27 protein-coding genes are annotated in these 25,207 nt (G+C 63.3%); 8 read left to right on the top strand and 19 right to left on the bottom strand.

The window, feature by feature from the left end; all coding sequences use genetic code 11:
- Positions 1 to 26 precede the first annotated feature (26 nt).
- A complete protein-coding gene (locus ENE74_RS08285) occupies positions 27 to 1,490 on the top strand; it encodes an MATE family efflux transporter (protein WP_127690377.1) in 1,464 nt (487 codons plus the stop codon).
- A gap of 122 nt (positions 1,491 to 1,612) precedes the next feature.
- On the opposite strand, the gene ENE74_RS08290 is transcribed toward ENE74_RS08285, so the two are convergent.
- Entirely contained in the window at positions 1,613 to 3,250 is a 1,638-nt protein-coding gene (locus ENE74_RS08290; RefSeq protein ID WP_241241921.1) for an ATP-binding protein, read from the bottom strand.
- A gap of 157 nt (positions 3,251 to 3,407) precedes the next feature.
- Here ENE74_RS08290 and ENE74_RS08295 point away from each other — a divergent pair, with 157 nt between their 5' ends.
- Complete coding sequence (locus ENE74_RS08295; RefSeq protein WP_127690378.1) at positions 3,408 to 3,896, top strand: AAC(3)-I family aminoglycoside N-acetyltransferase; 489 nt, start codon at positions 3,408 to 3,410, stop codon at positions 3,894 to 3,896.
- Positions 3,897 to 3,954: 58 nt separating this feature from the next.
- Here the strand turns inward: ENE74_RS08295 and ENE74_RS08300 are convergent, their stop codons facing one another.
- The 4 genes from ENE74_RS08300 to ENE74_RS08315 are packed head-to-tail and all read right to left on the bottom strand — an operon-like array spanning position 3,955 to position 7,738.
- Positions 3,955 to 4,719 (bottom strand): TIGR02186 family protein, encoded by a 765-nt coding sequence (locus ENE74_RS08300; protein WP_127690379.1) that lies wholly within the window; start codon positions 4,717 to 4,719, stop codon positions 3,955 to 3,957.
- Positions 4,716 to 5,630: a sulfite exporter TauE/SafE family protein gene (locus ENE74_RS08305; protein WP_127690380.1), complete on the bottom strand. Its 915-nt coding sequence runs from the start codon at positions 5,628 to 5,630 to the stop codon at positions 4,716 to 4,718. Before ENE74_RS08305 ends, ENE74_RS08300 begins: the two co-directional genes overlap by 4 nt.
- Positions 5,631 to 5,690: 60 nt before the next feature.
- The gene (locus ENE74_RS08310) at positions 5,691 to 6,800 is read right to left on the bottom strand and encodes a hypothetical protein (protein WP_127690381.1); all 1,110 of its coding nucleotides are present in this window, start codon (positions 6,798 to 6,800) and stop codon (positions 5,691 to 5,693) included.
- Positions 6,797 to 7,738, bottom strand: coding sequence for a glycosyl transferase family protein (locus ENE74_RS08315; protein ID WP_127690382.1), 942 nt, complete (start codon positions 7,736 to 7,738; stop codon positions 6,797 to 6,799). Before ENE74_RS08315 ends, ENE74_RS08310 begins: the two co-directional genes overlap by 4 nt.
- A gap of 88 nt (positions 7,739 to 7,826) precedes the next feature.
- Between ENE74_RS08315 and ENE74_RS08320 the strand changes: the two genes are divergently transcribed.
- Entirely contained in the window at positions 7,827 to 8,588 is a 762-nt protein-coding gene (locus ENE74_RS08320; protein WP_164847412.1) for a hypothetical protein, read from the top strand.
- 17 nt (positions 8,589 to 8,605) lie between these two features.
- Here the strand turns inward: ENE74_RS08320 and ENE74_RS18715 are convergent, their stop codons facing one another.
- Positions 8,606 to 8,908 carry a DUF6471 domain-containing protein gene (locus tag ENE74_RS18715; RefSeq protein ID WP_420902572.1) on the bottom strand — a complete coding sequence of 101 codons (303 nt, stop codon included), beginning with the start codon at positions 8,906 to 8,908 and terminating at the stop codon, positions 8,606 to 8,608.
- A gap of 30 nt (positions 8,909 to 8,938) precedes the next feature.
- Here ENE74_RS18715 and ENE74_RS08330 point away from each other — a divergent pair, with 30 nt between their 5' ends.
- Together ENE74_RS08330 and ENE74_RS08335 are read left to right on the top strand one after the other, a co-directional pair.
- The gene (locus ENE74_RS08330) at positions 8,939 to 9,895 is read left to right on the top strand and encodes an IS1595 family transposase (protein WP_127690384.1); all 957 of its coding nucleotides are present in this window, start codon (positions 8,939 to 8,941) and stop codon (positions 9,893 to 9,895) included.
- 317 nt (positions 9,896 to 10,212) lie between these two features.
- Positions 10,213 to 10,728, top strand: coding sequence for a hypothetical protein (locus ENE74_RS08335; protein WP_127690385.1), 516 nt, complete (start codon positions 10,213 to 10,215; stop codon positions 10,726 to 10,728).
- On the opposite strand, the gene ENE74_RS08340 is transcribed toward ENE74_RS08335, so the two are convergent.
- Positions 10,725 to 11,198 (bottom strand): hypothetical protein, encoded by a 474-nt coding sequence (locus tag ENE74_RS08340; RefSeq protein WP_127690386.1) that lies wholly within the window; start codon positions 11,196 to 11,198, stop codon positions 10,725 to 10,727. The genes ENE74_RS08335 and ENE74_RS08340 overlap by 4 nt on opposite strands.
- A gap of 55 nt (positions 11,199 to 11,253) precedes the next feature.
- On the bottom strand, positions 11,254 to 11,718 hold the full coding sequence (locus ENE74_RS08345; RefSeq protein ID WP_241241889.1) for a glycosyltransferase: 465 nt from the start codon (positions 11,716 to 11,718) through the stop codon (positions 11,254 to 11,256).
- 177 nt (positions 11,719 to 11,895) lie between these two features.
- Here ENE74_RS08345 and nhaA point away from each other — a divergent pair, with 177 nt between their 5' ends.
- Positions 11,896 to 13,158 carry a Na+/H+ antiporter NhaA gene (nhaA, locus tag ENE74_RS08350; protein WP_127690387.1) on the top strand — a complete coding sequence of 421 codons (1,263 nt, stop codon included), beginning with the start codon at positions 11,896 to 11,898 and terminating at the stop codon, positions 13,156 to 13,158.
- Here nhaA and ENE74_RS08355 read toward each other — a convergent pair whose 3' ends face one another.
- From ENE74_RS08355 to ENE74_RS08395, 9 genes are all read right to left on the bottom strand, one after another.
- Entirely contained in the window at positions 13,159 to 14,520 is a 1,362-nt protein-coding gene (locus ENE74_RS08355) for a M24 family metallopeptidase (protein ID WP_127690388.1), read from the bottom strand. It abuts the gene before it with no gap.
- 52 nt (positions 14,521 to 14,572) lie between these two features.
- Positions 14,573 to 15,847 (bottom strand): MFS transporter, encoded by a 1,275-nt coding sequence (locus tag ENE74_RS08360; protein ID WP_206517669.1) that lies wholly within the window; start codon positions 15,845 to 15,847, stop codon positions 14,573 to 14,575.
- Complete coding sequence (locus tag ENE74_RS08365; RefSeq protein ID WP_127690389.1) at positions 15,844 to 16,644, bottom strand: TrmH family RNA methyltransferase; 801 nt, start codon at positions 16,642 to 16,644, stop codon at positions 15,844 to 15,846. Before ENE74_RS08365 ends, ENE74_RS08360 begins: the two co-directional genes overlap by 4 nt.
- 134 nt (positions 16,645 to 16,778) lie before the next feature.
- Positions 16,779 to 17,051: an HPr family phosphocarrier protein gene (locus ENE74_RS08370; RefSeq protein ID WP_127690390.1), complete on the bottom strand. Its 273-nt coding sequence runs from the start codon at positions 17,049 to 17,051 to the stop codon at positions 16,779 to 16,781.
- Positions 17,048 to 17,452 (bottom strand): PTS sugar transporter subunit IIA, encoded by a 405-nt coding sequence (locus ENE74_RS08375; protein ID WP_127690391.1) that lies wholly within the window; start codon positions 17,450 to 17,452, stop codon positions 17,048 to 17,050. The genes ENE74_RS08370 and ENE74_RS08375 overlap by 4 nt, the downstream gene beginning before the upstream one ends.
- A gap of 27 nt (positions 17,453 to 17,479) precedes the next feature.
- A complete protein-coding gene (gene rapZ, locus ENE74_RS08380) occupies positions 17,480 to 18,412 on the bottom strand; it encodes an RNase adapter RapZ (protein ID WP_127690392.1) in 933 nt (310 codons plus the stop codon).
- Entirely contained in the window at positions 18,390 to 18,839 is a 450-nt protein-coding gene (locus ENE74_RS08385) for an HPr kinase/phosphorylase (protein ID WP_127690393.1), read from the bottom strand. The genes rapZ and ENE74_RS08385 overlap by 23 nt, the downstream gene beginning before the upstream one ends.
- Before the next feature lie 9 nt (positions 18,840 to 18,848).
- Entirely contained in the window at positions 18,849 to 20,444 is a 1,596-nt protein-coding gene (locus tag ENE74_RS08390) for a sensor histidine kinase (RefSeq protein ID WP_127690394.1), read from the bottom strand.
- Positions 20,413 to 21,117, bottom strand: a complete 705-nt coding sequence (locus ENE74_RS08395) for a response regulator transcription factor (RefSeq protein ID WP_127690395.1) — start codon at positions 21,115 to 21,117, stop codon at positions 20,413 to 20,415. The genes ENE74_RS08390 and ENE74_RS08395 overlap by 32 nt, the downstream gene beginning before the upstream one ends.
- Positions 21,118 to 21,391: 274 nt before the next feature.
- Between ENE74_RS08395 and ENE74_RS08400 the strand changes: the two genes are divergently transcribed.
- Both ENE74_RS08400 and ENE74_RS08405 read left to right on the top strand, forming a co-directional pair.
- Complete coding sequence (locus tag ENE74_RS08400; protein WP_127690640.1) at positions 21,392 to 22,987, top strand: phosphoenolpyruvate carboxykinase; 1,596 nt, start codon at positions 21,392 to 21,394, stop codon at positions 22,985 to 22,987.
- Positions 22,988 to 23,208: 221 nt separating this feature from the next.
- Positions 23,209 to 23,526, top strand: a complete 318-nt coding sequence (locus ENE74_RS08405) for a hypothetical protein (RefSeq protein ID WP_127690396.1) — start codon at positions 23,209 to 23,211, stop codon at positions 23,524 to 23,526.
- A gap of 208 nt (positions 23,527 to 23,734) precedes the next feature.
- On the opposite strand, the gene ENE74_RS08410 is transcribed toward ENE74_RS08405, so the two are convergent.
- Together ENE74_RS08410 and ENE74_RS08415 are read right to left on the bottom strand one after the other, a co-directional pair.
- A complete protein-coding gene (locus ENE74_RS08410; protein WP_127690397.1) occupies positions 23,735 to 24,178 on the bottom strand; it encodes an NfeD family protein in 444 nt (147 codons plus the stop codon).
- Positions 24,175 to 25,191: an SPFH domain-containing protein gene (locus ENE74_RS08415; RefSeq protein WP_127690398.1), complete on the bottom strand. Its 1,017-nt coding sequence runs from the start codon at positions 25,189 to 25,191 to the stop codon at positions 24,175 to 24,177. Before ENE74_RS08415 ends, ENE74_RS08410 begins: the two co-directional genes overlap by 4 nt.
- Positions 25,192 to 25,207 lie beyond the last annotated feature (16 nt).

The raw sequence follows: 25,207 nt of genomic DNA on the forward strand, positions 1-25,207 counted from the left end.
CGCAGGGAAGTGATATCGCACGCAGCATGGCCACGCTCGCCTCCCCGACCGCCCGCAAGCGGCCCGATCTCACCTCAGGGCCTATCAGCACGACGCTGTTCGCCTTCGCCTTGCCGACGCTGGCGTCCAACATCCTGCAATCGCTCAACGGTTCGATCAACGCGGTATGGGTCGGCCGGTTTCTGGGTGAAGGCGCGCTGGCGGCGACGGCGAATGCCAATATCATCATGTTCCTGCTGTTCTCCGCCGTGTTCGGGTTCGGCATGGCAGCGACGGTGATGGTCGGGCAGGCATTCGGGCGGCGGGATATCGATGCCGCGCGCTGTGCCTTCGGGTCCGCGCTCGGCTTTTGCTTCATCCTGTCGCTGGTCGTCGCGACGGCGGGCTGGTTCGGTGCGCCTGCCATTCTCCGCGCGCTTTCGACGCCGGGTGAGGCGTTTGCGCTGGCGCTCACTTATCTGCGCGTCATTTTCCTGGCGATGCCCGCTTCGCTCATCAGCGTGATGGTGATGATGGGGCTGCGCGGATCGGGCGATTCGATCACGCCGCTGTGGTTCATGATCCTGACGGTGCTATTGGATGCCGGTCTCAATCCGCTGTTCATCCTAGGCTATGGCCCTGTCCCGGCGATGGGCATTGCCGGATCGGCGACGGCAACGGCGGTGGCGGGCTATGTCAGCCTGATCGCGATGCTCTTCTATGTCTATGCGAAGGATTTGCCCTTGCGCCTGCGCGGCGCGGAACTCGGCTATCTGATACCCGGTGCCGCGCAGCTGCGGGTGATCGTCGCCAAGGGCCTGCCCATGGGGCTTCAGATGATCGTCATTTCGACGGCGGGTCTCGTCATGGTCAGCCTGGTCAATCGCGAGGGGCTGCTGACATCGGCGGCTTATGGCGCCGCGCAGCAACTGTGGACCTATCTTCAGATGCCCGCGATGGCGATCGGCGCCGCGGTCAGCGCAATGGCGGCGCAGAATATCGGCGCAGGCCGGTGGGATCGGGTGAACGGCATCACCTGGCGCGGCATGGCGTTCAATGTCGCCATGACGGGCAGCCTCATCCTGCTGATGCTGGCGTTCGACCGGCCGGTGCTGGCGCTGTTCCTGGGGGCAGGCAGCGCGGCGATCGACCTCGCCCGGCACATGCAGTTTCTGGCGAGCTGGAGCTTTCTGCTCTTCGGTTTGACGATGGTGCTGTTCGGCACGATGCGGTCGAACGGTGTGGTCATGGCGCCGCTCGTGATCCTGCTGGTCGCGCTCTATCCGGTGCGGATCGGTTTTTATGCGGTCACCTATCCCCTGATCGGCGCGGACGCGATCTGGCTCAGCTTCCCCGTGGGATCGGTCGTGGCGCTGGCGATGGCGGCGGCTTATTATCTGCACGGCGGCTGGCGTCGCACGGCCCTGATGGTGCCGCCGCATGAAGAGGAATGCCGGGAAGGGACCAATGTCACCGGCGAGCCGACCGGGCGCATGACGCCGACGGGGTGACGCCACTTCCCGTTCGCTACTATCTTCCTCCGTTCGCTTCGAGCTTGTCGAGAAGGCGTCTTGGGTCAAGGTTCTCGACAGGCTCGAACCGAACGGAGAGGTTGATGCTTGTGGGCGTGTATTTACCGCCCCTGATTGCGCCAGCGGTTGACGGTGCGTTCGAGTATTTCGTTCTCGCCGCCGCAATCGCGCCATTGCTCGGTAAAGCTGGGATCGCTGGAGGCCGGACGGCGTTCCGGCTCCAGATTGTCGAGCGCCACCCGGATCGGCACCGCGACACCTTCGCCGCAGATGATGCATTCGCGGTTGCGCAGCGCGGGGATCGAATCGAGGAAGCCGCGCGCCCCTTCGGGCATAGCCGCCTTCACGAACGCCTGGTCGCGATCGTTGTTGAGGCGCATGGCGATGATCGTGCCGCACTGCGACAGGACGCCTTCGGCCAGATCCGACGGACGCTGCGTGATAAGGCCCAACGAGACGCCATATTTGCGCCCTTCCTTGGCAATCCGCTCCAGTATCTTGCGCACCGCCTGCCCGCCGCCGGTCTTGCTGCTGGGAATGTAGCGATGCGCTTCCTCGCACACGAGCAGGATCGGCCGCTGCGGTTCGTTGCGCGCCCAGATCGCATAATCGAACACCAGCCGCGCCAGCACCGACACCACGGTCGAGGTGATGTCCGAAGGCATGGCGGACACGTCGATGATCGATATCGGCTTGCCGTTGGCCGGCAGGCGGAACACCTTGGCCAGGAAATCATGCATGGTATCGGCAACGAGCATGCCGGAAAACATGAAGCTGTAGCGCGGATCGGTCTTGATCTCGTCGATCTTGGTTTTGAGCCGCATATAGGGCAGCGAATTGGTGCCCTTGTCCAGCTTGCCCATTTCGTTCTGCAGGATGTTGGTCAGGTCCGACAGCAGATAGGGGATCGGCGAATCGACGGTCAGCCGCCCCGTGCTTTCGGCAAGGCGGTTCTTCGACCGCGCGGCCAGCAGGCATTTGGCGAGGATGTCGCAGTCCAGCGTGCGTTCGGCCCCTTCGGAGGTGACGAACACTTCGCAATGTTCCTCGAAGTTCATCAACCAGTAGGGCAGGGCCAGATTGTTGACGTCGAAGATCGCGCCGTTCGTCTTGAACGCGGCGCTATATTCGCCGTGCGGGTCGATCATCACGATGTGCCCCTGCGGCGCGAGGTCACAGATGCGGTGCAGGATAAGCGCGGCGCTGGTCGACTTGCCGGTGCCGGTGGAACCGAGCAGCGCAAAATGCTTGCCCAGCATGGAATCGACATAGAGCGCGGCGCGCGTCGATTTCGTCGGATAGACGGTGCCGATCTGGACATTCGCACGCTCGTCTGCGGCGTAAATCTGGTTCATCTCGACGCTGGATACCGGATAGACTTCGGTGCCCGGCGTCGGATAGCGCGTCACGCCGCGGCGGAAGCCATAGATTTTTCCGGTCAGCCGTTCCTCGTCGCCTTCGCCCAGAAAGTCGATATCCGCGACGATCTTCGTCGGGTCATGGCGATCAAGCACCATGGTGCGGACGTTGGCGACCAGCCAGCTGCTGCCGACGCGCATCTTGATCTGGCTACCGACCTGCCCTGCCATCGCGACCGAAGGGTCGCTGTCATGGCTGTAATGGGCGAGTACGGCGGCTTCCAGCAGCAATTGGGAGCTGGACCCCGCGATCTGGAAGACCAGCCCCATCGATGGTCCCGCCGCCTCGCTGCGCGTCATCGCGGCGGCGCCCCCCTGCATCGCCTGATCGAACTGTGTCGCACCCGTCATGCTGTTCATACTGCCCCGCATCCGCCGCCTGGCCACATGGGCCGAAGCGTCGGGCGTAACGGCAACCGGTAAAAATAGGCTTACACGGGCCTCTTGTCGTTGATGCAGCCAAGGCTATGTCTGGGCGATGTCGGGAAGCGATTACACGGTCCGCAGGCTGGGAGCGGACGACCTTGCGACGATGCGGGCGCTCAACGCCCTGTTTCGCGACGTGTTCGACGATGCGGAAAATTATGCGTCCGCGCCTCCGCCGGACACCTATCTTCAGGCATGGCTTGCCAAGCCGCATGTCATCGCTCTCGCCGCCCTGTCGGACGAAGCCGTCGTGGGCGGGCTGGTCGCCTATGTGCTGGACAAGTTCGAACAGGCGCGCAGCGAAATCTACATCTACGACCTTGCGGTTGCCGATGTGTGGCGGCGAAGGGGCGTCGCGACGGCGCTCATCGCGGCGCTTGGCGAGATCGCGGCGGCGCGTGATGCCTGGGTCATTTACGTCCAGGCCGATTATGGCGACGATCCGGCGGTGGCGCTGTACACGAAACTGGGCGCGCGGGAGGATGTCATGCATTTCGATATCGCCATGCCGAAATCGCGCGATCCCGCGAAGGAGGTCTGATTATCTGTTTTACCGTGATTTCCGAGCCGTGAAATGTTCCATTTCCCTCGAAATCACTCTAGATCCGCCGGGCGATGGCCCCTGCGGCCCAGCCCATGCCGATCGCCATGGCGATCGCGACAAGGCCATAAAGGAACGACCAGTTTTCCGCCGCCTGCGCGATGAAGCGTTCGAAGCCTGCCTTGCGGATCACGATGTCGCGCACCGCCGCGGCGACCACGCGGCCATCCTGCACCAAGAATGTCTCCGCCGTATAGTCGCCCACGATGACACGCGCCGAAAGCGGCAGGCGCGCGCGATAGAGAACGCCATCGGTAATCTCCACCGTGCCCGGACGCTCGACGAACAGGCCGCTGCGGCGGCGCACATCGACCAGCCCTGCCTGAAACCGCTCGATCTCTGTATTGTCGTTGAGCGAGGCGGGCGAAAGCTGGAGCTTGTCGACGCCCATTTCGAAGATTGCGGCGGTGCGATCATCGACGATCCGGTCGATCGGGCGGGATGACGCCATCGCGTAGAAGCTGGGGGCGGAGCGGAAGCGAGCACTGTCGGCGTTGACCCAGACGCCCGCCACTTTCTGCTTCTCGCGCATGGTGATCGACTGGTCCGGGCCTTTCAGCACCACCACGATGTCGGCCTGCTCGTCGGGCGGTCGTCCGTCGGGATAGACGATCGCGCCGAACAGCAGCAGTTCCGCGCCGGTAAAGCTGTACTGGATGACGACTTCGCGCTGGGAGACATCGGGCACCAGCATCGGTGCCTTCGCCGCGCCCAGCAGCAGCGCGACCGGCAGCAGCATGCAGAGGCGCGCCAGCCACCTCATTGCAGTTGCACCGTATAGATTTCGTCCGGCCGCCAGCCAAGGCCGAGCGCCATGCGGATGGCGATCACCAACACGATGAAGGCCAGGATGATGCGCAGATATTCCGGGCGCGCGGCCATGGATATGCGCATGCCCACCTGCGCGCCGACCACGCTGCCGATCAGCAGCAGCAGCGCAAGGACAAGATCGACCGCCTTGGTCGTCAGGCTGTGGACCATCGTGGTCGCCATGGTCACGAACAAGATCTGGAACAGCGATGTGCCGACGACGACCTGCGTCGTCATGCCGAGCAGATAGAGCATCGCAGGCACCATGATAAACCCGCCGCCTACCCCCAGCAGCATCGTCAATATGCCTGTCGCCACGCCCAGCAGCAGCGGCGCAAGCGGAGAGATATAGAGGCCCGAGCGGTAGAAGCGCCAACGCATCGGCAGGGCGGCGACCAGCGGATGATGCCGCCGCTTGCGCGCCGGGGGGCGTGCGCCGGTCCGCATCGCGATCAGCGACTGGATCGATTCGCGCGCCATCAGTGACCCGATGGAACCCAGCATCAGCACGTAGAGCACGGCGATCACCGTATCGATCTGCCCGAGTTGCTGGAGCAGGCGGAACAGTCCGGCACCGATCAGCGCGCCGATGATGCCGCCCACCACCATCACCCAGCCCATCTGGATATCGACGGTCTTGCGCGAAAGATGCGTGAACACACCCGACACGCTGGCCCCTGTCACCTGCGTCGCGGCGGATGCGGCGGCGACGGTCGGCGGAATGCCGTAGAAGATCAGCAGCGGCGTCGTTAGGAAGCCGCCGCCGACACCGAACATGCCGGACAGCACACCCACGATCCCGCCCAGGCCGATGATGACCAGCGCGTTGACGGACAGATTGGCGATCGGCAGGTAAATGTCCATGGGCGTCCGGCCTAGCTCTATTTCAGGCGACGGGAAACCACCTGTGCGCCGAAAAACCCTCTAAAAATCCGCCGCGAGCGTAACTGCGAGACCCGAGCCGGGACGCGCATTGCCCGCAATGCGTTCGCGCCACTCCGCACTGATACGCGCGGGATTGCCGCCCAGCCGCAGGCGCGCACTAAGCTGCGGGCCGATGTCGAGCCGTGCGACCTGCGGCTGGGCACCGCCCGACAGGCTGAAACCGGCGGCGACCGGCGCTATGCCGGGCAGGGCATGCATCACGCTGACCTTGCCGTCGACATAAGCGTCGCGCCGGGCCAGGCCGACAATCCCAGCCTGGCCATAGGCTTCGACCGTGGCATCGGTCGTCACTGCAACCGGGCCGAAGCCGCCGATCACGCCGGTGGCAAAGGCATTGCGCCCGCCATCGCCGAGGTTGGCGCGCCGTTCTACCGTCAGGCGCAGGGGCACCCGCGCCGACGGCTGAAACGCCAGGCCCAGCGCGGCTTCATGCGCATGGGGCCGTCGCAGGGCGGATGTCGCCCGCGCATAGAGCGCCAGCCGCTCGGGCTGTGCCGGCGTCAGCGCATAGGCGATCCGTACACCGGCCTGCGCGCCACCAAGCTGCCCTGCGCCCGCCGCCAGCGCGCCGCCCCCCGCATCGCGCCAGAACAGCCATGCGCTGGCGTTCAGGCGGTTGGTCGGCGGGGCCGCCGGGGTGAAGGCGGTGCCGGGCAAGGGCATGGCCATGCCGCGTCCGGGAATATCGGCGATCGGCTGCGGACCGCCGACGATTGCGGGGGCAGGCGTGCGGTTGGCGAATGCTACGCTGAAACGCATATAGTCCAGCAGGGGACCGGCTTGCATCGCCCCGCCGCCGGTCGACACGGCTGAGGGCGGCCGGAGCGCACGAGGCCGGACGGTCATTGACAGGGCTGTCGATGGGCGCGGTGCGCGCGACGCAACAGCCGATGCCCGATCCACGCTGACGCTGAACCCGACGGCCGGTGACGCCGCCTGCTGTGCCTCTGCAAACAGCCGCGTCGGCGGGTGGTGGCTTTCGGCGCCCCAATCCTGCGTCATCGCGACTCTGCCGCCTGCCCAGCAGAGCAGGACAAGCAGCAAGAAGCGCAGCGGTCTGCCGCGGCCGGGCGTCGCCGCGTCCGTCATGGCGCGCCGTCCATTACATGGGCAGGAAAGCGATGGGTCGTCTTGTCCCACCGCAGCGGCGCGCCGCGCAGCATGGCGGCATAACGGAAAAGCGCGCGCCGCGCGGCGAGCATCGCAATCAGATTGCCGATCGCGATGCGCGGCAGGGACCACAGCCCCTGTCGCCAGCCATAGGCATAGGTCACGAAACAGGCGCGCATCAGCATCCGCCACAGCATCAGCAGGGCCGTCACGGTCAGCAGCGGTGGCAGCCAGGGGTGCGGGGGCAAGGCCGCCGGTCCGCCCAGCCAGCCGACAAGCGTGAGCAGCATCCAGACGAGACCGCCGAGATAGGCCGCGCCGAGCACCAGCGCGGACAGCGCCGCGCGCCGGTCACGCAGGCGCATCCAGCGTTCGGTGAAACCGCCGTGCCAGCCCAACCGATCCCATCCGGCAAGCGAAATGCCGATCGTCCAGCGCGTCTTTTGCCGCACCGCATCTTCCAGCCGCTCCGGGAAATGTTCGCGCGTGCAGACCGGCTGGCCCTGCGCGTCCATCATCCGCACGAACACGCTGCTGTATCCGCGTTCGGCAAGGCGCAGGCCGATTTCGTAATCCTCGGTCAGCGAATGGGGATCGAAGGGACGCCCGCTCTGCTCGCTTGCTAGCCGGGCGAGGGCATCGCGGCGAAAGGCGCAGCCCACCCCGGCGGAAGGCACCGCGGCACCGATAGCCTCGCGCACGATCAGGTTCTTGGTATGGCTTTCCGCAAACTCATCACAATAATGGCCCGCAACCCATTGTGACTGCTGGCTTGGCAGCGGCAAAACCGGCAATTGCACGAGGTCGAAGCGGTCGCACATCCGGTCGAGCAGGCGCAGCGCATCGGGATGGACGACATCCTCCGCATCATGCAGCACGATTGCCTTGAATGGCGCGCCGCAGGCCTGTTCCGGCATTATGTAGCAAACGCACCAAGCCCGGAGACGGCGCGTGATTAGTGCGCTATTCCTTGCGCTCACGCTCCCATTTGGTAAGCAAGCATGCTTGGAGCGGGTACCCGTTGGGCTGGAAGAGGCTGTGGGACACCTCGTGATGGTCGGACATCCCCTGCCCCCACGAATAGTCAATCCGCATCCTTACGACCATAACCGATCCCGCGTGCATCCTGCCGAGATTATCAAGATCCATGTGAAGAAAGCTAAACGAGTCTCTTCTGTGGTCGCCGGGGGCTATCGTTCCATAGCTTCCGGGTTCAATATCGAAATCCACAATGGTGTCTCCGATCGGGCGATCAACAATCGCCCACCCATACCGCAACTTGACATCGAAGGCTGGTGTCTGGCCAAAATTTTTTATCGAAATAGGCAGTTCGGTATCGCGTCGCAGAAACCGGACATCTTCAAGCGGGTCGTCCAGGGGGGTGAAGTAAACGTATGGCCGCAGTTGCATGGCAGCAGCGTTGCGCGCGATTTCGTTGGCCTCCCTCATCGCCTGGGTAGCTTCCCCGGTGTCTTCGACAGCCCTCAAGGTCGCGTCGAGCGTTCGCTTAACGTAATACAAACCTATGAAAGTCGCGATGGCTTGGGCGATCGCAAAAACGGCAACCCAAAAGCCCCAGACCGCAGACGCTTCCTGCGCGGCCAAGTCGCGCTTTTCGCGTTCATCGGTATTTTGGGGCTCTGGATTGGAAGCAAAGGATTCCGCAACGAGAGGAAGCCCGGCCCTGTTGGTTTCGACCTGCTCTATCCGATCGCTATGCTTGCCGGAGGATTGTTTACCACCCTCGCGATAATGGGCGCTTTCTAAGCCAAAAGCAGCGACAATTAGGCATCCGATAATCGTAAAGACGAGGAGCCAATCGCTTCTAAGCACTGCACAAGGAACACAGCCGTGAACCCTCCGCGACTGATTTTGTTGGCGATGTTTCGTTCGCTTTCATGAACCCCCATCGCGGCGAGTCGTTCAGCCAGCTCGCGATAACCCACGTTCTTGCGTTTCAATTCCGACTTCAACAGCCCTTTTACGCGGGCTTGCCATTCCGTGTCCGTTGCCATGTCATCCCTTTCAAGAACATTATCATCATAAACGATGTAATTCTCATTGACAATGAGATGTGTAATCATCATATTCGATGTAACAACACCGGATACGATGACATGCAACACTTTCTCCTCTCCTCCAAAGCCCGCTCGATCAGCCTCAAGGCTGTTTTCACGATGGGCGAGGACAAGGCTTACAAGACGTTCTGCGACATGCGCTGGCCGGAGAACGATGGGGAAGCGGTTTGCCCGCGTTGCGGCTGTGTGGAAGTCTATGGCATTGCCACGCGCCGCAAGTTCAAGTGTGTTGCCTGCCATCACCAGTTTTCGGTGACGAGCGGCACGATCTTCGCCTCGCGCAAGATGTCCTTCACCGATCTGCTGGCCGCGATCGTGATCTTCGTGAACGGCGCAAAGGGCATTGCCGCCCTGCAATTGTCGCGTGACCTGGATTGCCAATACAAGACGGCGTTCGTTCTCACGCACAAGCTGCGCGAAGCCATGCGCCGCGAAATGGCCGGTCGCCAACTTGACGGCATCGTGGAAATCGACGGCGCTTACTTTGGCGGTTACAGCAAGCCGGAAAACCGCAAGGAAGATCGCAAGGATCGCCGCCTGAAAGCGAACCTGACCGGCAAGCGCCAGTGCGTCGTCATCATGCGTGAACGTGGCGGCAAGTCGCTTCCCTTCATCGTGCGCAACGAAGGCGATGCCGTTCCTTTCGTCCGCGATCATGTTGGCACTCTCACCACGATCATGGCCGACGAAGGCACAGGCTGGGATGCCCTTCACGCTGGCTGGGATACGCGCCGCATCAATCACTCGGTTGCGTTCTCTGACGAAGGCGCTTGCACCAATCAGGCGGAAAGCTACTTCTCGCGCCTGCGCCGTATGGAAGTCGGAACGCACCACCACATCGCAGGGCCGTATCTCAACGCTTATGCGGGCGAAGCGTCATGGCGCGAAGATAACCGCCGCACTGACAACGGCGCGCAGGCTGGCATGGTCGCCATGGCTGCTATGGGATCGCGGGTTAGCCGCCAGTGGAAGGGGTATTGGCAGCGCGCGGGTTGACTTTGATTTTTCTTCGCTCCAGCAAGTTTGTAGGGGCGGAGGCGGGAATTGCTAGTAAGATCATTCAAAAGAGCGTTTCTGCAATATCTAGGTTTTTTTGGCGCTTTACCCGCCATGCCTGATTACTGGTTAGTGCTTGCTTTGCGCAACGAATTATACGAAACAGACTATGGATTTTTGGTCGCGGCCTTGACCTGGTATCTCTTGAGTCTGTTTTATGATTTGTGGCTCTTGGGGCAGCAACGACCCCCCTTGTAAATGTTGTGTCAATACATAAAAATATATAACAACACAGTAATGGAGAAGGACACCGCCAAGTGATTGAGATTCAACGTTTTGTTGGAGAGAATCCTTGGGTATCGATCCTTATGGTGGGCATCGTATGGTTCGGTTCTCAAGCCATTTTCTCGTACATTGTGAAGCCATATCGTAATGAACTTCGCGAAACTATCGCGACGCTCAAATCTGGTAACTCACTAACGCGACGAGAAGAATTGGTGCTTGACCATATGTGGGGGGCGTCTTTTGCCGCGCGATCTGCTGTAATTCTTACGGTAGTGTATATTCTCGCATTGATAGTGCCTCAACACACTATTTTTCGAGAAAATGAAGAAATGAAGGATGACTGCCCAACGCTTTGGGATATGCCCGAGATGGGCAGAGTTATTGACTGTCATTTTATCTCAATATTCGCAGCTAATCCTATTTTCGGTGTGTTTTGCATCGTTTTGCGGACTGCGTGGCGCATCAAAGTTGTCTATCTCAAGCGTTCTCTTAATGACAAGGGACACTACGCTGCCATGCCCTTGATGGAGGCGACTTGTAGAGCCTAGCTGTGAATGGGGTCGGTTTTGTCCGACCCCATTCCGACAGCCCTCACCATCCACCACCGCAACAGCCCCGTCGCATCCGCCTTCTCCGCCACGATCATCCCGTTCCTGCGCAGCTTGGCGAGACTATGCCCGGTCCGTTGTGAAATCAGCTTTAGCAGCGCCTTGTCGGACGTATTCAGCCCGCGCGCTTCCATGACCCTGCGCGCAAGATCGTGCGTTGTCAGCGCCACGTCTGACTTGCGTATGGTGTCGAGAAGGAAACGCTGCACTTCACCACGAAACGCGGCATTGGCTGGCGGCACTGGTTTGACCGGCCCGTCCGTCAGATCAATGTCAGGCTCGAATATGCGGATTGTGCGGTCCAGGCTGTCCAGATCGGCCATTAGCTGGGCAAGCTGCGCCTGCATCGCCTCGATCTTGCCGACCGTCTCTGCCCGCTTGTCTATCAGGCCATGCACTACGATTTTCATGCTCGCAAATTAGCGATAGACACGCTTTTTGGGGATTCCCCTGTTGGTGCGTTTGCTACATAATGCCGGCCTGTTCGTCGCGCTGCATAGCCCGCCACAGCAGGTTCAGGCAATCGGCCTTGGTCGTCGGCCCCTCCCGGTTGTGGATCGCCAGCACGATGCGCGGGTCGCCTTCCGCCAGCCCGGCGACGGCGTCGATCGTCTCGGGATCATTGGGATAGACGCCCACGAAAATCCGGTAATCGCCATGTCCCCAGGCCCGTAGCGCGGTCCAAAGCATCGGCCCGATCACACCCGCCTCGCGCCACGCAGGAACGAAGATCGCCATGCGTCCGGGCGTTGCGGGCAGAGGGAGAGTCTGCGTCGTCATCGGGCTGTTGCGGCGATAGACGGTGGCGCGTCGCCACGCCGTCCGGCCCAGATAGATGAGATCGACCGCCAGTTCGTCGAGACCGCCCAGCAGCAGCCCGATCGCGGCGAACAGCATCACCTCCTGCTGCAACCCGGACAGCAGCAGCACCAGAATATTGGCAAGGTCGATGGAATGTCCCCCCGTTCGGCCTTTGGCATTAACCGTGATAGTGTCTCAATCGTAAGGATTTGCAAGAGATTGCAAGCATGTCCGTATCGATTTGACGCCGGCATCGCATGACCGCTAGAGGCAGTGGCACGCACACACTGGCAAGGGAGGCCCGCCATGGCGCAACGGCGCAACCGATCTGCCCTGCGCGATTTTCTGTCGAGCGAAGCCGGCGGCGGCGTTCTGCTGATGGTCGCGGCGGCGCTGGCGATGATCGCGGCCAATGGCCCATCCGCAGTGGCCGAAGGCTATCATCACCTCGTTCACATGGTGACGGGGCCTGTGCTTACCCCGAAACTCGGGGCGATGACCGTGCATTTGTGGATCAACGACGGGCTGATGGCGCTGTTCTTCCTGCTGGTCGGGCTGGAGATCAAGCGTGAGTTCGTGGACGGACGCCTTGCCAACTGGAACGCCCGCCGCCTGCCGATGATTGCCGCCGCCGCGGGCATGCTGATACCCGCTATGGTCTATCTCGCGGCCGTTCGCGGCGATCCCGCTGCGACCAACGGCTGGGCGATCCCGGCGGCGACCGACATCGCCTTTGCGATCGGCGTGCTGGCTTTGCTCGGCAAACGCGCGCCGACATCGCTCAAGCTGTTCCTGATGACCGTCGCGATCGTCGACGATATGGGCGCGGTCGCGATCATTGCGATCGTCTATACGCAGGGGCTGGACGTCATGGCGCTGCTCGCGGCGGCCGTGATCCTGGGCGTCATGTTCAGCCTCAACCGCATGGGCGTCCGGTCGCTGCCGGTCTATCTGATCGGCTTTGCGCTGCTCTGGTATGCGGTGCTGCTGTCGGGCGTGCATGCCACCATCGCCGGGGTGCTGGCTGCCTTCACGGTGCCGATCCGCCGGACGCCGGGCGCGCCGGATGCCGACGACAGCCCGCTCCACATCCTCGAACATGCGCTGCACCCGCTCAGCGCCTATCTGGTGGTGCCCTTGTTCGGCTTCGCCAATGCGGGCGTGACGCTCGGCGGGTTGAGCTGGGCGGAGATTTTCGCGCCCTTGCCGATTGGCATCGCTGCCGGCCTGTTCCTGGGCAAGCAGATCGGCATATTCCTCAGCGTCGCCATTGCCGTCAAACTCGGCCTTGGCGCGCGCCCGCGCGGCGCCACATGGTTGCAGGTCTACGGCGTCGCGATGCTCTGCGGCATCGGCTTTACCATGAGCCTGTTCATCGGCGGCCTTGCCTTTCCCGGCGCCCCGCTGCTGGTGGAAGAGGCCAAGATCGGCATATTGATGGGGTCGATCCTGTCCGCCATCGTCGGCTTTGCGATCCTGCGCTTCGCGCCCCCGCATCCGCTCCACAATCTGGAGGAAGTGCTTCAGGAGCGCGAGATCGAACAGGATGGCGACGTCGCCCGCTGCTGATTATCGCCCGCCGATCAGGTGGAATGCCGTCTGCCGTCCGTCGATATACTGCACCGTCTTTCCGTCGAAAAAGGCATCTTCCTCGCGGCGGAACACCACGGCTTGATTGTCCCATTCCGGGACAGTTGCGGTGTTGGACAGTTCGATCGACCAGGCGGTGTTCGGGCGCAGCGCATGGTTGCCCGACGGGCCGGGCATCTGGTTGTCCCAGAAGCCGATGGCGCTGCCCGCCGCATGGCCATGATAGCCGATGGGGTGCGAATAGATATTGGGCGACAGACCCGCCGCCAGCGCCTTTTCGCGTGCCGCCGCCAGCATCTGGTTGCCGGTCAGGCCGGTGCGAAAGCTGGCCGTCAGCATGTCCATCACCCGGTTCGCCGCCGCCATCCCTGCGCGCAGCCCGGCGGGCGCGTCGGTCTCGCCGGGCTTCAGCACATAGGCAAGATGCTGGGTGTCGGTGTTGAGGCCCATGTAGGTGATGCCGAAATCGGTCCACAGCATGTCGCCCGGCTGGATCACGACATCGCCGTCAAGATCGCTCTTTTCCCCCTTGCGGAATATATGGACGGAAGGCTGGAACCAGGTGTCGAGTTTCAGCCCCGCGATACGCTCGCGATACCACCACATCACGTCATCGGCGGTGGTCTTGCCCGGCGTGATGACGGCGTCCGACATGCCCTCCGCCATGATCGCATGGGCCGTCCGCACGATCTGGGGATAGAGCGCCATCTCCGCCGGAATGCGGGTTTCGAGCCAGCCGACCGCCAGTTCCTCGCCCGATACGATCCGCGTCCGCAGGGCAGGGGGCAGCGCGGCCGTCAGATCCAGATATTGCCCATGTGTCAGCCCGTCGCCGAACGCCGTCAGCGGCGAAATGTTGAGCGCGATCTTCTTCGGGTCACGCGCCGCGATCAGTTCGGCCAGCCGCTTCCACTGGTCGGGCTGTGTCTCGGGTGTCCAGGCTGAAGGAAACAGGCCCGCCAGCCCATAGCGGCTGACCGTCAGCCGCTCGACCGGCTTGCCCGCGCCAGGATCGTAGAACATCAGGATCGTGCGCCGCCGCGCGCTCATCGATTGCGCATCCAGCATCGTCGCGACGACCGTATCCTCCATATATTCGCGCGCGACCAGCACCCACATGTCGATGCCCTGCTCGCGCATCAGCGCGGGCACGATCGTGTCGAGCCGCTCCTTGAGCCAGCCATCGCGGATGCGCGCCTGCTCGCGCAGGGGGAGGACAGGCGGCACGGCGGGCCGCAGTTCCTCGGTCGCGCGTAATCCCGTTTGCGCCACCGCAGGCATTGCGCCTGCGATCAGCGCCGCACTCGCCAGAAATGCCCATGTCGTCAAATGCCTGCGCATATCGTCCCCCTGATCCGAAAAGATATTTTAGCGCACGGTCGCCCGCTGGCAACTATGCCGCAACAGTGTCTTTCCGCCGCCCCGCCAGCCCCAGCAAACTCAGCCCTGCCGCCGCCGACATATACAGCCCCACGGTCGCAATCCCGCGTGTATCGACCAGATATTGCGCCACGATCGGCGCCATCGCCCCGCCGATGATCCCGCCCAGATTGAAGCCGAAGGACGCACCGGTATAGCGCAACTGCGTCGGGAACAGCGCAGGCAGGAACGCGCCCAGCGGCCCATAGACGAACCCCATCAGGAACAGCGCCAGCGACAGGATAAGGAAAATCGCGATCAGCGAGCCGCTGCCCATCGCGGTGCCGAAGATCAGCCCCATCGGGATCGTCCCGATGCAGCCCGCCACCAGCACGAAGCCGGGGCTGCGCCGGTCCGCCCAATATCCCGACAAAATGATGCCCAGTGCCATGAACAGGATCGCACCCAGTTGCAGCCCCAGGAACGTCTCGCGCGGAATGTTGAGCGTCTTCGTGCCATATCCCAGCGCAAAGGCCGTCGCGATGTAGAAGATTGCGAAACAGGCGACGACCGCGAACGTGCCCGCGATCGCGCTGCGCAGATGATCGCGCAGCAGCGTCGCGATCGGCAGGGCCGGCGGCGGCGCAGCCTTCTGCGCGGCGGCGAACTCGCGCGTCTCGGTCAGGGTCAGGCGCACCCACAGACCCAGGATGACAAGGATCGCGCTGGCCAGGAACGGCAGGCGCCATCCCCATGCCATGAACTGCGCCTCGCTCAGCACCGCGCCCAATATCAGGAACATCCCGTTTGCCGCCAGAAAGCCGACGGGTGCACCAAGCTGCGGAAACATGCCGAAGCGCGCGCGCCAGCCCGGCGGCGCATTTTCCACCGCCAGCAATGCCGCGCCGCCCCATTCGCCGCCCAGGCCGAACCCTTGGCCGAAACGCAGGATGCACAAAAGCAGCGGCGCGACCCAGCCGATCGACTGATAGGTGGGCAGAAACGCAATCAGCAGCGTCGATCCCCCCATCAGCATCAGCGAGGATACCAGAGTCGCCTTGCGCCCGATCCGGTCGCCATAATGGCCGAACACCGCTGCCCCCATCGGCCGCGCGAAAAAGGCGAGGGCGAATGTGGCATAGGACGCCATCAACTGCGCCGACTCCGACGTCTTGGGAAAGAAGAGCGATCCGAAGACCAGGCTCGCCGCCGTGGCATAGATATAGAAATCGTAGAACTCGACGGCCGTGCCGATCAGGCTCGCGCCCAGCACCCGCTTGTGGGCCCGCATGGCCGCAAGACCGCTCATCCGCGCCGCCGCTTCTGGTTCAGTATTTCATAGGCCATCACCGCCGTCGCGACCGCGACATTCAGGCTGTCGGCCTTGCCCAGCATCGGCATTTTCACCAGTAGGTCGCATTGTGCTTCATAGCTCTCCGGCAACCCCTGCGCCTCGTTGCCGACCAGCAGGAATGTCGGGCTTTGGTAGTCGGGTTCCTGATAGTCCTTGTCGGTGTTGAGGCTGGTGCCGACCAGTTGGCCCGGCCCTTTCCGCAGCCACGCCACGAAATCGTCCCAGCGCGCGGTCGCGATCTTCTGCGTGAACAGCGCGCCCATGCTCGCCCGCACCGCCTCGACGGAGAAGGGATCGACGCAATCGTCGATCAGGATCAACCCGCCTGCGCCCACCGCATCGCCGGTGCGCAATATCGTGCCCAGATTGCCGGGATCGCGCAGCGACTGCGCGACGATCCAAATGTCGGTGCTGGCCCGGTCTATCGTATCAAGCGGGGTCAGCCGGTCGCGATACACGCCGACGACGGCCTGCGGATTATCCTTGCCGCTGATCTTGGCCAGGATGTCGGGCGTCGTCTCGATCACGTCGCCGCCTGCCGCCTCCATCGCCGCGATCAGCGCGCGGGCAAGCGGATGGTCCGATCCGGCATGGAACAGCATTTCGGGCAGTACGCCCGCATCGCGCGCCTCGGTCAGGATGCGCAGCCCCTCGGCCAGAAACAGTCCCTCGGCCTTGCGGAACTTCTTCTCCCGCAAGGATCGCACCCGCTTCACCAGCGGATTGGAAAATCCGGTTATTTCACGGGACAAATAAGACGCTCCGGGAAAATCCGTTCGGGCTGAGCACAGTCAAAACCCTCAGCCGAACATAGTGAGGCGTTAATGCCTTCGCTTACGCTCAGGCGAACCCTTCGACAAGCGCGGGGCGAACGGCGAAGAGTAGCTCACTCCTCGCCGAACTTGTCCTCGACCAGGCTGACCAGCTTGCCCAGCGATTCCTCCGCGCCGTCGCCGGCCGCGCTGATGACGATGCTGTCGCCCATCGCGGCGCCCAGCATCATGAGGCCCATGATCGACGTGCCGGTTACTTCCGATCCGTCCTTGGCCACGGTGATCTGCGCGGGCAGGCTGCTGGCGATGGTCACGAACTTGGCGCTGGCGCGCGCATGCAGGCCGCGCCGGTTGGTGATGAGAACCTCGCGGCTCGCGGCGCTCATGATGTGCTGCCCAGCAATTCGGAAGCGACGCTGATATATTTCTGCCCCGCCTCGCGCGCGGCGGCTACGGCGGCGCGCACGTCCATCGCCTTGCGCGCGCTTTCCAGGCGGATCAGCATGGGCAGGTTGATGCCCGCGATCACTTCGATCTCGCCTGCCTTCAGCAGCGAAATGGCGAGGTTTGAAGGCGTGCCGCCGAACAGGTCGGTCAGCAGGATGACACCGCTGCCGTCGTTCACCTTGTCCACGGCGGATGCGATGTCGGCGCGGCGCAATTCCATGTCGTCATCGGGGCCGATGCAGATCGTCTCGATCGCCTGCTGCGGACCGACCACATGCTCCATCGCGACGACAAACTCGCTCGCCAGTCGGCCATGCGTCACCAGAACCAGTCCGATCATAGAGTTTTGCAGCCCTTTAGCGTCATTTTATGTGTCCGGCGCCGCGGCCCGGCGCTTCTCCAGGGCATCCTGGGGCGCCGATTCCATGTTGCGGTGCGAGACCGTGGGCGAAAATCCTGCCTGACGCAAGGCTGCGGCGACACGTTCGGCAACATGCACCGACCGGTGTCTCCCCCCGGTACAACCGAAGGCGACGGTAACATAGGCCTTGCCTTCCTCGGCATAGCGCGGAAGCAGTGTCTTGAGCAGCGTTTCGATCTGCCCGACGGCGCTTTCATAGGCCGGGTCCTGCGCGATATAGGCGGCCACATCGGCATCCTGCCCGGTGCGCGGGCGCAAGGCGGGCTCCCAATGCGGGTTACGCAGAAACCGCATGTCGAACACCAGATCGGCATTGCGCGGCAGCCCGCGGGAAAAGCCGAAGGACAGGATGGTCAGCACCGGATCGGACAGGCGCTCCAGGCTGTAGCGGCTGCGGATATCCTGTTGCAGGCTGTTGCTGTTGAAGGTGGTCGTATCGACGACGTTGGTGGACCAGCGGTGCAACGGCTCCAGCATTTCGCGTTCGCGGGCGATGCCGTCGGCGGCATGCCGGTCCTGCGCCAGCGGGTGCCGCCGTCGCGTCTCGGAAAAGCGGCGTTCCAACTCCGCACCGCTGCAATCGAGGAACAGGGTTTCAATGTCGTGGCCATGGCTGTCGCGCAGTGCCTTGATCCGCTGGACGATGGCGTTGGCATCGAATCCGCGGGTGCGCGCGTCGATGCCGATGGCGAGCGGCCGGTCCGCCGCGCCGTGCCCGGCGGGCAGGGGCGTGTCGAGCAGCCGGTCGAGCAGCAGCAGCGGCAGATTGTCCACCACTTCCCAGCCCATGTCCTCCAGCGTCTTGAGCGCCGTCGTCTTGCCCGCGCCGGACAGGCCGGAAACGAGCAGGATGCTCTTAGGGTGCGGGTTCGGCGTCATGCGTCCCTGTTGCCAGTCCGAAGGCGGCAAGCGCAAGCCTGACTTTGCGTGGCGCGCTCGCTTCAAACGGCGCGAAGGGCAGCACGGGCACGGCTATACCCGCGATCGCGCGTGTCGCAAGCGTCCCCGGCATCCGGTCCGGCGGCGTTGCAAGGTCCAGGATCAGCGCCACCGGCGCGGCGGGGCAATGCGGCATCTCGACGATCCCGATGCCGCGCACTTCCATGCGGCCCTCGATCGTTTCGGGCGCACGCGCGATCAACTGGTCGCCATCGCGCCGCACCTGTGTGTAATCGTCGCTCAGCAGCATCGCGCCGTCATGGATCAGCCGCAAGGCCAGGTCGGACTTGCCGCTGCCGCTCGGTCCGGTCAGCAAAATGCCCCGGTCGTCGATGACAATGCAGGTGGCATGGATCGTCTCGACCATAGGATTGCGCTATTCCGACGCCATGCCGGGATCGGCGGCCTGTGCCATCGGCAGATGGACGATGAAACTTGCACCCTGCTGCGCATCGTCGCGATCGCCGATGCGGATGCGGCCCTGATGCCCCTCCACGATGCTGCGCGCGATGGCGAGGCCCAGCCCGCTGTGCTTGCCGAATTGCTCGCCTTCGGGCCGGACGCTGTGAAAGCGGCGAAACACTGTCTCGCGCTCCTCGGCGGGCACGCCGGGGCCTTCATCCTCGACGCTGACCAGCACTTCCTCGTTGGCGACCGTCGCCACGATCTGAACGAGGCCGCCCGGCGGGGAGAAGGATATCGCGTTGTCGAGCAGGTTTTCGAGCACGCGCGCCAGCCGCTGTTCCTCGCCCATCACCACCGCCACGTCCTTGCGCGGCCGGGCGAAGGCGATGCGCACGTCGCGTTCCACCCCGCGCGCTTCCCGCGCCAGGATCAGCTCCTCGATCAGCTTGCCCAGATCGACCGGCTCGAACCGGGTGCGGGAAAGCTGCGCGTCGATGCGTGACGCCTCGGCTATGTCGGTGACCAGCCGATCGAGCCGCCGCACGTCGTCCTTGGCGATGCTGAGCAACTGGCGGCGCAGTTCGGGCTGTTCGATCCGCTCCAGCCCGTCGAGCGCGGAGCGGAGGGAGGCGATCGGGTTCTTCAACTCGTGGCTGACATCGGCGGCGAAGGCATCCGTCGCGTCGATCCGCTGGCGCAGCGCGTGGCTCATGTCGGACAGCGCACGGGCCAGCAGGCCGATTTCGTCGCGTCGTTCGGGCAGGCGCGGCACCGTCACCTCGCGTGCCCGGCCCAGACGCACCCGCACCGCCGCCCGCGCCAGCCGCCGCAGTGGCAGAACGATGGTCCGCGCCAGAAACAGCGACAGCAAGGTCGATCCCATCAGCGCGACGGCCAGCACCAGCCCCAGCCGGAGCCGTTCGGCGCGGACCACGCGCGTGATGTCCCGCGCATTCTGCGTCGCCAGTAGCATTGTGCCATTGCGCATGGGCAAGGCGGCGGACAGCATCGGGGTGCGATCGGGCGCGAAGCGGTTCATCACCTGTCCCTGGCCGGTCTGTCGCGCGGCCATCAGTTCGGGCCAGGCCTGCGCCCGGTCGGCGCGCGGTTCGGCGAAATAGGGCGTCGGCGGCGCAAAGACGATACGGTCCACCACCCGGTCGAGAAAGCGTGCGACATGCCGCTGCCAGTCTTCGCTGGCGGGATCGCGCAGTTGATAGCGCGGCGTTGCCAGCCTGAAGCTGTCGGCGACCTTCTCGCCGTCGGGCCGATATTCCCGGATGCGGCTGTCGTTCTTGCGCGCGAAGGCGGCGATCAGCCGGTTATGCTGGTCGGGCGAGGTGCTTTCCATCGCGATGCCCAGCAGTTGCAGCTCGCGCAGCGACTGTTCCAGGCGGGCGTCGATGATGCGCGTGCGATAGCTGTCGAGATAGAAAAATCCGCCTGCCAGCAGCGCAAGCGCAAAGATGTTCACCGCAAGGATGCGGCGCGTCAGCGACAGCCGCCCCGACCACTGGAGCGCCATGTCGCTGTGCTCATTCCTCGGAGAATCGGTATCCGGCGCCATAAAGCGTGTCGATTGCGTTGAAATCGGGGTCGGCCTCGCGAAACTTGCGGCGCAGCCGCTTGATATGGCTGTCGATCGTTCGATCGTCGACATAGACGTCGTCCTGATAGGCGGCGTCCATCAACTGGTTGCGGCTCTTGACGACGCCGGGCCGCGTGGCCAGCGTTTCGAGGATCAGGAACTCGGTGACGGTCAGCGTCACGTCCTGTCCCTTCCATTTCACCCGATGCCGCGCCGGGTCCATCTCCAGCCTTCCACGCACGATCGGTTCGGCGGCCGGTTCACTGCTGTCGGTCGCGGGCCGGGCGAACTCCGCGCGACGCAGGATCGCCTTGATCCGCGCGATCAGCAGCCGCTGCGAGAAGGGTTTGGAGATATAGTCGTCCGCGCCCATCGCCAGGCCCAGCGCCTCGTCCAGCTCGTCGGTCTTGCTGGTCAGGAAGATGACCGGCATCGCGCTTTTCTCGCGCACCCGGCGCAGCAGTTCGATGCCATCCATTTTCGGCATCTTGATATCGAAAACCGCTAAGTCCGCAGGCTTTTCGGTCAGCGCCTTCAATGCGCCTTCCGAATCCGAATAGAGACGCGTGATAAAGCCTTCGGCCTGGAGCGCGATGGAAACGGACGTCAAAATATTGCGGTCGTCATCGACCAACGCAATGGTTGCGCTCATCTTATGCGGTCCAGATGGGTAAACACGCAGGTGGCCTAGACGATGGCGGGGCAGGGGGCAAGAAACTCGCAAGCGGCACAGCGATCGCAACGGCGGCACGGTTAAGGTCAGTTGGCGGTGCTGTCCCGTCATGGACCAGGCCGGTGTCGCGATTTGACGACTATCTGGCAAAGGCTTATGCGGATTCGCACTGCGGGACAGCGGCGACGAAAAGATCGCCGCGCCGCGCACAATACGGCCTTTCAGGCCGGACATGACATTTAGGAGCAAGCGCGTGCAGGCGACATCCTCATTCATCCTGGCTGACCAGGGCATCTCTACCCGTGCCGCAATATATTGGAACCTCGGCACCGCGCCGCTGGTGGAGGCGGCGCTTGCCAATGGCGAAGGGCATCTGGCGAAAGACGGTCCGCTGGTGGTCAAGACGGGCGCGCACACCGGCCGTTCCGCAAAGGACAAGTTCATCGTCCGCGACGCCGAAACCGAAAACACCGTCTGGTGGGGCAACACCAACGTGCCGATGACGCCGGATCATTTCGCTGCCTTGAAGGCCGATTTCTTCGCCGCGCTGGCAGAGAAGGACAAGCTCTACGTCGCCGACCTGTTCGGCGGATCGCAGCCGGAATATCGCGTCAATGTGCGCGTCATCAACGAGCTTGCCTGGCACAATCTGTTCATCCGCACCCTGCTTGTCCGGCCCGCCGCCGAAGAGCTGGCGGGCTTCACGCCGGATTACACGATCATCGACCTGCCCAGCTTCCGCGCCGATCCCGCGCGCCATGGCAGCCGCGGCGAAACGGTGATCGCCGTCAATTTCACCGAGCGGCTGATCCTGATCGGCGGCACGAAATATGCCGGGGAAATGAAGAAGTCGGTGTTCGGTATTCTCAACTATCTGTTGCCCGCGCAGGGCGTGATGCCGATGCACTGTTCGGCGAATATCGGCCCGGACGGCGACACCGCCGTTTTCTTCGGCCTCTCCGGCACCGGCAAGACGACGCTGTCCGCCGACGCCAGCCGCACACTGATCGGTGACGATGAACATGGCTGGTCGGATACCGCCGTGTTCAATTTCGAAGGCGGCTGCTACGCGAAAATGATCAACCTCTCGCCGGAGGCGGAGCCGGAAATCTTCGCGACCACCAAGCGGTTCGGCACGGTGCTGGAAAATGTCGTGATGGATCCGGTGACGCGCGCGCTGGATTTCGACGACAACAGCCTCGCCGAAAACAGCCGCGGCTCCTATCCGATCGACTTCATTCCCAATGCCAGTGCCGACAATCTCGGCCCGGTGCCGCGCAACATCATCTTCCTGACGGCGGATGCCTATGGCGTTCTGCCGCCGATCGCGCGGCTGACGCCCGAACAGGCCATGTATCACTTCCTGTCGGGCTACACCGCGCGCGTCGCGGGCACCGAAATCGGGGTGACGGAGCCGACGGCGACTTTCTCGACCTGCTTTGGTGCGCCGTTCATGCCGCGTCACCCCTCGGTCTACGGCAATCTGCTGAAGGAACGGATTGCAAAGGGCGGCGTCACCTGCTGGCTGGTCAACACCGGCTGGACCGGCGGCAAGCATGGTGTCGGCAGCCGCATGCCGATCCGCATCACCCGCGCGCTGCTCAATGCCGCGCTCGACGGCAGCCTGAATGCCGTCGCCTTCCGCACCGATCCCAATTTCGGTTTCGAAGTGCCGGTGGCGGTGCCCGGCGTCGATTCCAAGATCCTCGACCCGCGCCAGACATGGGCGGACGGCGCGGCCTATGACGATACGGCGGCGAAGCTGGTCAAGCAGTTCGTGGACAATTTCGCGCAGTTCGAAAGCCATGTCGATGCCTCCGTGCGGGAAGCGGCGCTGACCGCCGCCTGACCGCTGCAAGGTAACAAGCCTAGGAGAGGAGGGCCGGGCGCACGTACGCCCGGCCCCACTTTTTTAGGAGTTCGCGCGGAGCCGCGGAGGCGCGGAGATTTGCCGCCTGGATATAATTCTCTGCGCCTCCGCGTCTCTGCGCGAACCAAAAAAACTTTCACCCGCTTCGCGATATCAGCGAAAGCTGCTAAGTTGCATCTTCAAGCAGCGGAGGCGCGATCATGGGCATTTTCGACGGCATATTGGGCAATATGGGCGATCTCGACGCGCTGGCGACGAAGCTGGGCCTGCCCGCCGAGTCGATCGGCCCGATGATGCAGCAGATCGCGGCCGATATCGGATCGGGCAAGACCAGCATTGCCGCGCTGGCCGAAACCGCCGCCGCACACGGCGTTTCCGCTGACAAGCTTCAGGAACTGATGGGGCAGGCGGGCGGACCCGAAGCGATCATGGGGAAGCTCGGCGGCCTGCTGGACCGCGATGGCGACGGCAATCCGATGAACGATCTTGGCGGTCTGGCCAAGGGCCTGTTCGGCTAATCGCCATAACGTGGCGCTTGCATTTTGTAACCATTTGGGTTAAATGACTGGCATGGCCGTTCCGCATACCCATCGTTCAAAATCACGTCGGCTTGCGGTGCCGTGCAGCACCGGCCTGAATGATGTGATCGGCGGTTTTGTGCGGGCTTCAACGCCGCAACTTCCGCAACTTAGCGATCGTCCAGGGACAGGCGCATTGCGCCATTCGTCATACTGACTCGACGAACAGCGCGTTTCCGTTGACGCCTGTGACTCGCATCACCGTTCCTTCGTCAGCGTCCGGTCCGCGGCACGGCCATACGCTGTCGCCCAGCTTTACGCGTCCTTGCCCGCCACGGATCGCCTCGACCACGGTAACGGTCTCGCCCACCAGCCGCGCGGCGCGGTCGTTCAGCAGGGGGTCCTGCGATGCGACGGGATGGTCGCGATACCAGCGTTTGCCCGCATAGGTCGCGATCAGGCACAGCACGGCAAAGAGGATGATCTGCGCTGGAATGGCGATCCCGGTCAGCATCGCGATGCCGCCGGTCAGCGCCGCAGCGATCGCGATCCACAGCAGAAACACGCCGGGAATGACGATCTCGCCGATGCCGAACAGCACGGCAAGGATCAGCCACATCCAGTGGCTGTCGAGTGCGGCAAGATCGATCATGCGCCCCCCTGACTGCCCGGGGCCTGATTAAACGGGGCCTGCTCGAACGGACCACGCCGGCGCGGCGCGGATGGCGTCGGATCGGTCACGGTCGGTGCACCACCGCCGCCACCGAATGTCTCGCGCGCCAGCTCGCCGATGCCGCCCAGCGTGCCGATCAACTGTGTCGCCTCGACCGGGAACAGGATCGTCTTGGCATTGGGCGACGTCGCAAAGCCGCTGATCGCCTCCACATATTTCTGCGCTATGAAGTAATTGAGCGCCTGCGGATTGCCTGCCGATATCGCATCGGACACCATCTGCGTTGCCTTGGCCTCCGCCTCGGCTTCGCGCTCGCGCGCTTCGGCATCGCGGAAGGCTGCTTCCCGGCGGCCTTCGGCCTGCAATATCTGGCTCTGCTTCTCACCCTCGGCCTTCAGGATTTCGGATGCGCGCATCCCTTCGGCATCCAGAATGTTGGCGCGCTTCTCGCGCTCCGCCTTCATCTGGCGGCCCATGGCGTTCACGATGTCGGCGGGCGGGCGGATGTCCTTCAGCTCGACACGGGTGATCTTGACCCCCCAGCTTCCGGTCGCATGATCGACAACCGACAGCAGCCGCGCGTTGATCTCGTCGCGCTTGGACAGCGTCTCGTCCAGGTCCATCGACCCCATCACCGTCCGCAGGTTGGTGGTGGCCAGCTGCATGATCGCGACATAGAGTTCGGACACTTCATAGGCGGCCTTGGCAGCGTCCAGCACCTGAAAGAACACCACGCCGTCGACCGACACCATGGCATTGTCCTTGGTGATGATTTCCTGCCCCGGAATATCGACCACCTGCTCCATCATGTTGATCCGCCGACCGACATTGTAGAAAAAGGCGGGATAGAAATTGAGGCCGGGCCGCGCCACCTCGGTAAAGCGGCCGAACCGCTCGATCGTATATTGATAGCCCTGCCGGACGATCTTGATACTCGCCCCCAGATAGATGAAGACGAGCAGCGCGGCTGCCAGTGCGAATGTCGTGACCATGAAATCTCTTCCTCCC

This window comes from Sphingobium algorifonticola (assembly GCF_004005485.1).
GTDB classification, from domain to species: Bacteria; Pseudomonadota; Alphaproteobacteria; order Sphingomonadales; family Sphingomonadaceae; genus Sphingobium; species Sphingobium algorifonticola.